The sequence below is a fragment of the Streptomyces sp. NPDC060205 genome, assembly GCF_042728395.1.
GTDB lineage: Bacteria > Actinomycetota > Actinomycetes > Streptomycetales > Streptomycetaceae > Streptomyces.
In genome coordinates this window covers 1-9,775 of the sequence record NZ_JBHWZP010000337.1, presented here as the reverse complement: position 1 = coordinate 9,775, position 9,775 = coordinate 1, and the positions used below count along the sequence as shown (strand labels likewise).

General features: G+C 70.3%; 13 protein-coding genes. 5 read left to right on the top strand and 8 right to left on the bottom strand.

From position 1 onward, the window contains the following. Positions 1 to 150: 150 nt before the first annotated feature. The 5 genes from ACFWGJ_RS36785 to ACFWGJ_RS36765 all read right to left on the bottom strand — a co-directional run bounded on the left by ACFWGJ_RS36785 (position 151) and on the right by ACFWGJ_RS36765 (position 2,436). Positions 151 to 747, bottom strand: a complete 597-nt coding sequence (locus tag ACFWGJ_RS36785; protein WP_387333291.1) for a phage tail protein — start codon at positions 745 to 747, stop codon at positions 151 to 153. A 45-nt stretch (positions 748 to 792) separates the two neighbouring features. Next, positions 793 to 1,194: a hypothetical protein gene (locus tag ACFWGJ_RS36780; protein WP_387333289.1), complete on the bottom strand. Its 402-nt coding sequence runs from the start codon at positions 1,192 to 1,194 to the stop codon at positions 793 to 795. Between the two features lie 248 nt (positions 1,195 to 1,442). After that, positions 1,443 to 1,676, bottom strand: a complete 234-nt coding sequence (locus ACFWGJ_RS36775; RefSeq protein ID WP_387333287.1) for a helix-turn-helix domain-containing protein — start codon at positions 1,674 to 1,676, stop codon at positions 1,443 to 1,445. Next, positions 1,676 to 2,185: a hypothetical protein gene (locus ACFWGJ_RS36770; protein WP_387333285.1), complete on the bottom strand. Its 510-nt coding sequence runs from the start codon at positions 2,183 to 2,185 to the stop codon at positions 1,676 to 1,678. The genes ACFWGJ_RS36775 and ACFWGJ_RS36770 overlap by 1 nt, the downstream gene beginning before the upstream one ends. Then, entirely contained in the window at positions 2,182 to 2,436 is a 255-nt protein-coding gene (locus ACFWGJ_RS36765) for a hypothetical protein (protein ID WP_387333283.1), read from the bottom strand. Before ACFWGJ_RS36765 ends, ACFWGJ_RS36770 begins: the two co-directional genes overlap by 4 nt. Before the next feature lie 243 nt (positions 2,437 to 2,679). On the opposite strand from ACFWGJ_RS36765, the gene ACFWGJ_RS36760 reads away from it, so the two are divergent. Beyond that, positions 2,680 to 3,132 (top strand): helix-turn-helix domain-containing protein, encoded by a 453-nt coding sequence (locus ACFWGJ_RS36760; protein ID WP_387333281.1) that lies wholly within the window; start codon positions 2,680 to 2,682, stop codon positions 3,130 to 3,132. A gap of 23 nt (positions 3,133 to 3,155) precedes the next feature. Beyond that, positions 3,156 to 3,461 (top strand): hypothetical protein, encoded by a 306-nt coding sequence (locus tag ACFWGJ_RS36755; protein ID WP_387333279.1) that lies wholly within the window; start codon positions 3,156 to 3,158, stop codon positions 3,459 to 3,461. A gap of 107 nt (positions 3,462 to 3,568) precedes the next feature. Here ACFWGJ_RS36755 and ACFWGJ_RS36750 read toward each other — a convergent pair whose 3' ends face one another. After that, the gene (locus ACFWGJ_RS36750; RefSeq protein ID WP_387333277.1) at positions 3,569 to 4,054 is read right to left on the bottom strand and encodes a hypothetical protein; all 486 of its coding nucleotides are present in this window, start codon (positions 4,052 to 4,054) and stop codon (positions 3,569 to 3,571) included. Between the two features lie 384 nt (positions 4,055 to 4,438). On the opposite strand from ACFWGJ_RS36750, the gene ACFWGJ_RS36745 reads away from it, so the two are divergent. Further along, positions 4,439 to 5,530: a substrate-binding domain-containing protein gene (locus ACFWGJ_RS36745; protein WP_387333293.1), complete on the top strand. Its 1,092-nt coding sequence runs from the start codon at positions 4,439 to 4,441 to the stop codon at positions 5,528 to 5,530. 454 nt (positions 5,531 to 5,984) lie between these two features. Further along, positions 5,985 to 7,025: a LuxR C-terminal-related transcriptional regulator gene (locus tag ACFWGJ_RS36740; RefSeq protein ID WP_387333275.1), complete on the top strand. Its 1,041-nt coding sequence runs from the start codon at positions 5,985 to 5,987 to the stop codon at positions 7,023 to 7,025. Here ACFWGJ_RS36740 and ACFWGJ_RS36735 read toward each other — a convergent pair. Together ACFWGJ_RS36735 and ACFWGJ_RS36730 are read right to left on the bottom strand one after the other, a co-directional pair. Continuing rightward, on the bottom strand, positions 6,985 to 7,974 hold the full coding sequence (locus ACFWGJ_RS36735; RefSeq protein WP_387333273.1) for a LuxR C-terminal-related transcriptional regulator: 990 nt from the start codon (positions 7,972 to 7,974) through the stop codon (positions 6,985 to 6,987). The two genes, ACFWGJ_RS36740 and ACFWGJ_RS36735, sit on opposite strands and share 41 nt — an antisense overlap. Beyond that, on the bottom strand, positions 7,971 to 8,990 hold the full coding sequence (locus tag ACFWGJ_RS36730) for a helix-turn-helix transcriptional regulator (RefSeq protein ID WP_387333271.1): 1,020 nt from the start codon (positions 8,988 to 8,990) through the stop codon (positions 7,971 to 7,973). Before ACFWGJ_RS36730 ends, ACFWGJ_RS36735 begins: the two co-directional genes overlap by 4 nt. A 354-nt stretch (positions 8,991 to 9,344) precedes the next feature. On the opposite strand from ACFWGJ_RS36730, the gene ACFWGJ_RS36725 reads away from it, so the two are divergent. Continuing rightward, a complete protein-coding gene (locus ACFWGJ_RS36725) occupies positions 9,345 to 9,641 on the top strand; it encodes a (2Fe-2S)-binding protein (protein ID WP_248781803.1) in 297 nt (98 codons plus the stop codon). Positions 9,642 to 9,775 lie beyond the last annotated feature (134 nt).

Genomic DNA, 9,775 nt, shown 5'->3' with positions numbered 1-9,775 from the left:
CCCAGAGACGAAAAGCAGGGGCGCAGCCCCGCTTTTCAGGGGCGCGGGGAACTGCGCGAACGTCCCCCACCGGCCCGCGGCCGACACGCGACCCGCGGGCCGGCGGTCCGGCGAGCCGGTGGGCCTGCGGGCCGGTGTGGGGCAGGCGGGTCAGAGCGCCGCGTAGGCCTTGTCCTTCATGATCCACTTGGCCAGCTCACGGTTCGCGCTCTCCGCCTCAAGCGCCGTGTAAGTGACCCCCAGCTTCACGGACCCGGTCCGCGTGAACCCCATCTCCTCGGTCTCGGTCACCTGCCCGCGCGGCAGGATGAACCGGTACACGGCGTCCGTACCGTCCGTGAACTCGATGCCCAGCGCCCGCTCGTCCTTGGCCGGAGTGCTCGGGATCAGGAACTCGTACGTGTCCGCCACCGCCGTCCCGCCCACCGAGGTCTGGGTGATGCCGGTGGCCGGGATGCCCATGAAGAAGGACAGCGTGCTCTTGTTCATCTGGAGCAGCTGGAACTTCACGGTCAGATCGCGGTCGGAGTAGATGAACCGGCCCGGGGACGCCGACTGCCAGGTGTCGACCGGGTCGATCTTGTCCTTCTTGTTGAGCTTGATGCCGTCGACGGACGTGTAGCCCAGCTCCACCCAGCCGGTCGGCCAGGCGTCGTCGGACTTGACCGGCGCGGTGGTGCCGGCGGGGGCCACCAGGACCCGGCCGGTACCGGCGACACGGATTTCCTTGCCGTTGTTCGTTGCCATGCGAACGCCTCTCTCACGTACAGGTACAGGTGACGGACTTGGGGCTCAGCCGAGCCGCAGCAGCAGCCGGATCGTGGAGCGGTAGCGGTTCGCCGCCGACCGCGTGTAGTCGGGCAGCCAGCGCGGCCCGTCCGCCTCGGTGACGTCGACGACGGCCGCGGAGCCGTACACGGTGTCGGCCAGCTCCAGGACGCAGGCACGGGCGGACAGCGCCACGGTGTGCGCCGTGGGCTTGTCCGGGCCGTACGCCTCCAGGTCGAGCAGCGGCTGGTCGAGATGCTGGTCGTCGACCCAGGCGCCGCCCATGTGGGAGACGAGGACGGCCTTCTGGGTGCCGTCGAACCCGGCCGGCGGGCGGTTGTCGACGGTGACGCCGGTCAGCTCGGCCCGGTTCTTCAGGAAGTCGACGACCAATTGCTCGGCGTCGGGGAAGGTCAGGATGGCCACATGGACGCTCCCTTCGGGAGACGGGTTTCCCGGGGCTCTCCGGGCACCGTCCCGGTCGTGCCCGGAGTTTCCGGGCAACACAAAGCGGCAGGTCCGCCGCCCGTCCGCCGGGCGCAGCTCTGCCGCTGCATCCAATGTGACACCACTCGGCCGAACGTGCAACCGGCTTATGCCGGAGGGGTATTCAGGCGTACGCAGGAGGGGCCCCACCGCGTGGTGCGGCGGGGCCCCTCCCACGTACGGCGGGATCAGTGGTCGTGGCGGCGGGCGCGATACGTCGTCCGCTCGGCCGCGAAGACGTCCTCCAGGCGGAAGAGGCGTCGCCTGCCCTGGGAGCCGGCGGACCGCAGATGGCCGCGCTGCACCCACTTGCGGATGGTCGCGGTCGTGACACCCGCCTCGTCGGCGGCCAGCTCGGTGGTGATGAGGGGAGCGGTGGTCCCGGGAGGGGTGGCGCGGGCGGTCCGTGGAGCGTCGGTCATCAGGACTCGGCCTCCAGTACCCGCCGGCACGCGGGGTTGACGCATCTGATCTCGGCCCGTTCCGGGAGAGCCCGCAGGGACACGCAGTCGCAGGCGGGGCAGCGGCCGGGCAGCCGTACGAGCTGTTCGGGGTCGCCGAGCACGCGGGCGCAGCGGGCGGCCATCCGCCGTGTCTCGTCCTCGACGTGCGGGGCGAGCAGCGGGTCGGCGGCGATGCGGTCCAGCAGCCCGGCGATCCGGCGCAGCCGTACCGGTACGGGCGCCGGGGGCACCGGCCGCAGTCCGAGCCGTTCACGGACGGCCTCCTCCAGTTCGACGACCCCGTCGGTGATGTCCCGTACGGCGTCGGAGACATGCAGGCGCACCGGAGCGGTCGTACCGCCGACGGGTCCGCCGCCCCGCCGTTCCCGCAGGGCGCCGCCGCCCGTGGGGGACAACTCGTCGACGAGGTCCGGCCATCGGCGGACGAGCGAGGCGATCCACACGGCTCCGCCCTGTTTTTCGCTCATCGGATGACCTCGCGTCCGTTGCGCCACAGGCGGCCACCGCTGACCCCGTCGAACCAGGTGTGCGAGGGGTCGACGACGGCCTCGCACCGCTTGCGGATCGGGCACCGGCCGCAGGCGCGTAAGACGGGTTCGGCCTCGGCGGGGATCCGGGTGAACACCGAGCGTTGGGACAGGTGGGCGCAGGCGGCCCCGCTGCGCCAGTCCGGCGGTCCGGGTGTGGTGACGGCGGCCTCGGACGGTTGATTGTGCACGTGCAACCCCTCCTCATGTATGGGAACATGTGTTCGACAGTTGCGAGCGAGCGGACAGGGTTACATGTTGCGAGCGCGTACGCAAGTGATTACGTTCCGTGGAGGTCTGATGTGCTGACGGAGCCTCAAGCGCGTTTACGTGACGCAGAGTTGCGAAATCTCCACAGTTACGCGCGAGCGCGCACACATGCTGGCGCGTGTGCGATCGGTACGCTGCCCCGGCGACGAGGGGAGAGCCGACACATGGCTGCGAGCGCACGGGCCGGGGCCCGTACGGATCAGACGTACCGGGCCGCGGGACTGCGGGAGTTCGCCGGCTGGATCGAGGAACTGCTGCGCGCCCGGGGCTACGACATCGACAGCCCGCGCGGCGGCGGCCGTTCGAAACTGGCCGACGACGCCGGGGTGCACCGGGCCGCCGTGAGCCGGCTGCTCCAGCGGCAGTCCATGCCCGACCTGGAGACGATGCGGCGCATCGCGGCCGTACTCGGCGTCCCCCTGCGGGAGATGCTCATCCGCTCGGGCCGACTGACCGAGGACGATCTGCCGCTCACCGGTACGGGGAGCCGCCCCGCGGACGGGGAGGAGCACCCGTGGCTCAGCCCCGAGGAGGCGGCCTGCCGGATGGGGGTCCCGCCCGAACTGCGGGAGCTGTTCGCCAGGGTGGCACGGCAGTTCCTGCCGGAGGGCGCTTGACGGCAAAGGGAACGGAGCGCGGCATGGGTGAACCGGGAGGCGGCCGTGGGGCCGGGGCCGAGAGCGTCGCCGACGTCGTGGAGACCGTGGGCGAACTCCTCGGCGTACTGGCCGAAAAGGTACGGGCCGCAGGCCCCGACGGTGTGCGCGTACTCACCGAGGAGGAGCTGCAGCGGCACCAGCTGAACTGGTTCCGCGCGGGCTGGGAGGAACACGCCAGGGCGTCCGGACAGGAGGACCCGGTGGGCCCTGACCGGCCGCCGGCCCGTCTCCTCCCCTTCCCCGAACGCCCGCGGGGCCACGAACACCCCTCGGACGACGGCGGTTGAGGGCGGCGGGGGGAGGTCGGGAACGACCGCCTCAGTGACCGCGAAGGCGCGGCGGCCCACTCGGACCACCGCGCCCTCGGTGTGCTCCTGCCTGCCCGCGCCGACGGCTAACGCCGTGACGCAGAGAGGTCCTGCCGCTGCGTCATGGAGTCCGACGGCCGGCATGCCGTGGGCTCCTCGAAGAGCTCGGCCAGATCGCAGGACAGGTCGATCGCCCAGTCACCGGCGTCCGCCCCGGTCCAGTCCTCCGCCTCCTCCTTCTGCTGATCCTGCTGCTTCCCCTGCTGCTCCGCGGGCTGATCCTGCTGCTCGGCGGGCGGTTTCGGCGGGGTCTGCAGCCAGCTGGCGAGGTCGCGCTTCGTATAGGCCTCGACGCAGGCGACGATCGCCTCTTGCAGGGTGCCGGTGCCCGTGATCCCGGCCAACCCGGCCCAGTCGACGTCACAGGCGGCGGGGACCGGATCGGGCGCGGCCCGTGACGCGGGTACGGGCGCGGGTGCGGGCGCGGTGACGGCCGCCGCGGACGTGCCTGCCGTCAGGGCGAGGCAGCCCGCGGCCAGCGCAGTTATGAGGGACCGGGAGAAAGTGCGCATCGGAACTCCGTGATGAAGGAACAGTTGTCTGGTCCCAGCAAGATCCGGGAGCCGCCCCACCGCAATCCGTGCGCCGCCGATCAGGTACTCATGCTGACCCGGACGTGGTGTTCTACCACCATTCGCCCTCTCCCGCGGCCTTCTGCCGTGTCTGTCGTGCGAGGGGGCGAACGCGGCACGAAGGAGAGAGTGAGGGGAGTGCGTGGGTGGTGTGGATTCTCACTCCGCGCATCCGCCCGACTTCGGCTCCGACTCTTCACAGAGTTCTGTTGCGAGGTCGTTAGCAGTTACTCCTTGACGCCCCGAGAACCCCCGCGTTGTCTTTTTGTCACCTGGGCCCGCACTGTCGCCCTCGTACGGAAGGCACCTGAAGTGAACCGCGCCATACGTCGTACCGCCCTGGCCGTGACCGTCTGCTCCATGACCCTGACCCTCGCCGCGTGCGGGAACGGTGACGACGGAGCCGAAGCGAGCCCCACCAAGGGCGACGACATCACGGTGGGCCTGCTGCTGCCGGAGAAGGCGAACTCCCGTTACGAGAAGTTCGACTACCCCATCATCAAGAAGAAGGTCGGCACGCTCACGGACGGCAAGGGCAAGGTCGTCTACGCGAACGCCGAGCAGGACGCCGACGTACAGAGCCGGCAGCTGCAGAAAATGGTGGACGACAAGGTCGACGTGCTGATGGTGGACGCCGTGGACTCCAACGCCATCGCCGCCGGTGTGAAGAAGGCCAAGAAGGCCGGCATTCCTGTCATCGCCTACGACCGGCTGGCCGAGGGCCCGATCGACGCGTACATCTCGTTCGACAACGAGGAGGTCGGGCAGGTGCAGGGCCGGGCCCTCGCGGACCGGCTGGACGGCGACAAGTCCCAGAAGATCGTCATGATGAACGGCGCGGTGACGGACCCGAACGCCGCCCAGTTCAAGGCCGCCGCCCTCACCGAGCTGAGGAACAAGGTCACCATCGCCAAGACGTACGACACCAAGGACTGGAAACCGGCCAACGCCCGGGCCAACATGATGGCGGCCATCTCCTCCATCGGCGTCGACAACATCGCCGGGGTGTACTCCGCCAACGACGGCATGGCGGGCGGCATCATCTCCGCGCTCAAGGCCGCGGGCGCCACCAAGCTGCCGCCCATCACCGGCCAGGACGCCGAACTGGACGCGGTGCAGCGCGTCCTCGCCGGCGAGCAGTTCATGAGCGTCTACAAGCCGTACCCCGAGGAGGCGGAGACCGCCGCCGAGATAGCCGTGGCGCGCGTCCGCGGCTACGGCATCGAGTTCGACTCGCTCACCCCCGACCGGGTCTCCAGCCCCACCGACAAGAACATCCCCGCCAGCCTCGTCCAGGTCTCCTCCCTGACCCGCAGCACCATCGAGTCGACGGTTATCGAGGACGGCATCTACTCGGCGGAGGAGATCTGCACGGCGAAGTACCGCGCGGCGTGCGAGGAACTCGGCATCAAGTAGCCCGCGCCACCCGCTCCCGGCCGCCCACGCCCCGCGGACCGGCTGAATTTCGGCCGGTTCCGTCGGTTGCGTAGCGGCCGACGCCTGCTCACCGGCCGCCCCGGTCCCACCGGCCCGCTCCGGCGTCACGCCCCACGCACCGGGCGGCGCGTACGCGCCACCACGGTTCTCCGCGCCCCGACGCGCCCCCTGACATCGGACGCTGCCCGCGACCCGGCGGCCGGCCGGCGGTTTCCGGCAGCTCACGCGGGCAACGTCCCCTGTGGAGGGGGTGCGCGCCACCGCCTCCCTCACCTTGCTCCTTCAGCTTGTTGCAACGAGTCATACGGACGTGTGCGCAAACGCGGATCAAGTGGTGCGATGGGGGGCATGGAAGCGGGGGAGCCGTGTTGCGGAGGCGGGGGACGCCGCGCATAGTTGCGCTCCGAAGAGGCTGGAACCGGGGGTTGGGGAGATGGCCGGGCACACGACGGAAGCGCATCCACACGGTGCTGACCGCCTGTGCGATGCCGGAGACCGGGTCTACTCCCGTGCGGTGCGGCGCGGCCGGGTGTCCCGCCAGGACGCCGAGTCGGTGCCCTGCCTGGTCGAACTGGCGCTCCTGCACCCCGACCCCGACGACATGGGCTGGCTGGTTCCGACCTCGCCGCAGGAGGTCATGACGCGGCTGCTGCGGGAGATGCACGAACACGTCGTCGCGACCCAGTCGCGCATGGGCGAGGCCGTGTCCGCCTTCGAGTGGTACGCGGCTCTCGGCGGCGGCGACGCGCGCTCCCCCGCCGAGGGGGCGGCGATCCGGGTGCTCGACGGACTGCCCCGGATCCGGGCCGCGATGGACGAGGCGACCGAGGCGTGCACCTCCGAGGTACTGGCCGTCCAGCCGGGCGGCATCCGCCGCGAGGACGAACTCTCCGAAGGCCTGCACCGGGCGCTCGCGCTGCGCCGCCGCGGGGTGCGCATGCGCGACCTGTACACGCACGTGGCCCGGCACGGCCAGGGCCTGCGGAACTACATGGAGCTGATGGAGGAGGCGGCGGAGGCCCGCACCCTCGACGAGGTCACCGAGCGGCTCATCGTCTTCGACCGCACGGTCGCGTTCATCCCCGCGAGCCCCGACCGCACCATGGCCCTGGAACTGCGCCACCCGGCGCTGGTGGGCTACCTGGTCACCGTCTTCGAACGGCTGTGGCGGCTGGCGATACCCCTGACCGCGCCCCTCCCGGACACCGGCATCGAGGGCATCACCCACCGCGAACGCTCCATCGCGGCGCTGCTCGCCGAAGGCCACCAGGACGCGGTGGTCGCGGAACGCCTCGGCATCAGCGTCCGTACGTGCCGGGCGCACATCGCCCGGCTCTCCGAGACGCTGGGGGCCGCCAGCCGTACGCAGCTCGGGGTGCGGATCGCCCAGGCGGGCCTGGACGGACCGCCGCGCGCCGCGGAACTCCAGCCGCTCACCGTTCCCGGTCGTCCAGGATCCCCGAGCGACCGATGAGATAGCCGAGCTGGGCACGGCTCTCGCTGCCGAGGGTGTCGGCGAGCTTGGCGATGTGGACGCGGGCGGTGCGTACGTTCAGCCCCAGGCGCTCGGCGATGACCGCGTCGGTGTGCCCCTCGACGAGGAGGCCCGCGATGGCCTGCTGGCGCGGGGTGACGCCGTTGAGGGACGGGCGCTGCACGGCGACCGGGTACATGGGCGTGGCGAGCCGCCAGAACCGTTCGAAGGTCGTCACGAAGTAGCCGACCAGCGCGGGGTGGTGGACCTCAAGGGCGAGCGTGCCGTCCTTGTTCGCGGGGAGGAAGGCGACGGAGCCGTCGATGGCGAAGAGGCGGTCGGTGAGTTCGTCGAGGGACCGGGCCTCGACGTCGCCCCGCAGCCGTTCGTAGCGTGCCAGGACGTGGGGCGAGTGGCGCAGCGTGTGCTGGTAGAGGACACGGATCCGGCCGCCGCGGTCCAGGAAGGCCTGGTCGCGGGGGAGAGCGACGGCATCCGACGCCTCCTGGCGACCGTTCGCGCGCCCGGCGCTCGTCTGGATGGAGAGGATCTCGCGGGTCGCGTCGCGCACGGCCTCGGTGATGGACTCGTTGATCCGTTTCGTCCCGCTGAGGATTCTGATCGCCGGGGCGTCGGTGACCGCCGTCTGCCGGCTGCCGATCCGCATCAGCGGTTCGAACACCGTGGTCAGCCGCGCCTCGCGCCGCCGTTCGTCAGCGATGCGCTCCTCGGACGTGCGCAGCAGCCGGTGGAGGGCGACGACCGGGGCGACGGGTTCCAGCAAGCTCAGGTCCTCGACGGTCGGGTGCAGCATCCCGAGATCGACGAGGCAGGGGGCCTCCTCGGCGTCGTCGCTGTGCACGTGCCCCTCACGCAGCGCCCGTTCGTAGAGCTCGGTTCCGGCCGCACACAGTTCTTCCACGGCGTGGGCGGAGTGTGAAATCTTCACCCCTCGGCCCCGTCCTGCTTCAGGATCCCCGACTCGGCGATCAGATAGCCGAGCTGTGCCCGGCTTCCGCTGCCCAGGGCGGTGGCGAGCTTCGCGATGTGCGCGCGGCAGGTCCGTACGTTCATGCCGAGGCGCCGGGCTATCGCCTCGTCGACATGGCCCTCCACCAGGAGCTTGGCGATGGAGTGCTGGATCTCGGTGATGCCGTCGGGGGCTGTCTCGTACGGGGCGCCGGCGCTCAGTGGGACCGCGCGGCCCCACATGAACTCGAACACCTTGATCAGATAGCGCACGAGGCCGGGGTGGCGCAGCTCCAGGGCGACCTGCTGGTCGTCGCGGGTGGGGATGAAGGCGACGCTCTCGTCGCAGATGATGAGCCGTTCCACCAGCTCGTCGATGGTGCGGTACTCCACCTTGCCGTCGGACAGCTGCGCCACGTAGGCCAGCTTCTCCGGGCTGTACCGGGCCGTGTGCTGGTACAGGGTGCGGATCCGCACGCCTCGTTCGGTGAGGGGTCTGTCCCGCTCCAGGCCCTGGAGGAGCTGGCGCTCGGAGAGGCGGTTGCTCGGCTGGACCGTGAGCATCTCGACCTGGCACTGCGCCGTGGCCAGGTTGAGCGCCGCGTTGATCCGGTCGCCCCCCTCCAGCACGGTGATCGAATGTGTGGATTCCGTGGACTGGGCGCTCAGGGCCATGAACGGCTCGAAAGCATCGGCCAGTTCGATCGACAGGCGTCTGCGTTCGAGGATCTCGTGCTCTATGGGGTTGAGTCGCTGGGCCAGAGCGACCGTGGGGGGCACGGGGCGCAGCCAGTTCGGGTCGTCAGGATCGGGATGAAGAAGGGCGAACTCCATCAGGCACGGAGCCGACGTCGCGTCCGCGCGGGCGATACGTCCCGTGCGCAGAGCGTTCGCGTAGAGGCGGCCACCTTCCTCGCACAGTTCGGTCACCGGATGGGGATGTGTCGCCTTAGTCTGATTCGTTGCCAAATCTCCACCCCCCAGGGTCCTGAACATGCAGGAACATGATGCATCGATTATGTGGTCATGACGTGCCCGAATGAGCCATCGTCGTATCCGACGGGGGAAGAGGGGACCTTCAAGTGAGGACGAAGCCGACTATGGGTAAGAAAATGCTTCGCTCGGTGCTTGTCGCCGCCTTCTCCGCCGTCTTGGCCTTCGGCGCTCTGAGTGGCCTTTCGGACGCGAAGGGCGACGCTCACACTCGGGCGGACAGCACGTGGCCGTCGGCGGCCAAGTCTGCCGGCGTGCCCGGAGACAGTACCTGGCCCGCACCTCCCATCGGTGCGGACGAAGGTGCCGGGGATTGATGTGACCACTCCACCTGACGACCGATCCTTCCGCAGAGAAATGGCCACCGCCTACCGCTCCGGCTGGCACTTCATCGACCTGGCCACCGCCATCCCCCACAGCGGTGACTCGTTGATGGTGACCGTCTTCGGAGAGCCGGTCGTGGTGACCCGGGACGACGAGGACGACGTACGGGCGTACCGGTGTCTGCGGCGGCCTCGGGGGGCGCCGCAGCCGGTACGGTGCGCCATTCGGTACGGAATGATCTTTGTGAACCTCGATCAGCGCGACCATCGGCTGGACGAGCCGGAGGCCCCGGACGTACGAACCATCGCAGCCACCCCCCGCAGTGCCTGAAGCGATTCCCCCGTCGTTGTAAATCGCTCAGGCGCTTCCCCCCGCAGCGGGGGGGGGGGGGGGGGGGCACCGGCGTCCCACCCCCCCGTCGGCCGGGCTGCGGGGACGGGCCCGGCTGGCAGGACGGGCACCAG

Bases quoted from the DNA above. Each gene is read 5' to 3' on its own strand.
- ACFWGJ_RS36785 (WP_387333291.1), bottom strand. From the start codon at position 747: ATGGCAACGAACAACGGCAAGGAAATCCGTGTCGCCGGTACCGGCCGG.
- ACFWGJ_RS36730 (WP_387333271.1), bottom strand. From the start codon at position 8,990: ATGTTCAGGACCCTGGGGGGTGGAGATTTGGCAACGAATCAGACTAAG.
- ACFWGJ_RS36775 (WP_387333287.1), bottom strand. From the start codon at position 1,676: ATGACCGACGCTCCACGGACCGCCCGCGCCACCCCTCCCGGGACCACC.
- ACFWGJ_RS36760 (WP_387333281.1), top strand. From the start codon at position 2,680: ATGGCTGCGAGCGCACGGGCCGGGGCCCGTACGGATCAGACGTACCGG.
- ACFWGJ_RS36740 (WP_387333275.1), top strand. From the start codon at position 5,985: ATGGCCGGGCACACGACGGAAGCGCATCCACACGGTGCTGACCGCCTG.
- ACFWGJ_RS36725 (WP_248781803.1), top strand. From the start codon at position 9,345: ATGGCCACCGCCTACCGCTCCGGCTGGCACTTCATCGACCTGGCCACC.
- ACFWGJ_RS36750 (WP_387333277.1), bottom strand. From the start codon at position 4,054: ATGCGCACTTTCTCCCGGTCCCTCATAACTGCGCTGGCCGCGGGCTGC.
- ACFWGJ_RS36755 (WP_387333279.1), top strand. From the start codon at position 3,156: ATGGGTGAACCGGGAGGCGGCCGTGGGGCCGGGGCCGAGAGCGTCGCC.
- ACFWGJ_RS36770 (WP_387333285.1), bottom strand. From the start codon at position 2,185: ATGAGCGAAAAACAGGGCGGAGCCGTGTGGATCGCCTCGCTCGTCCGC.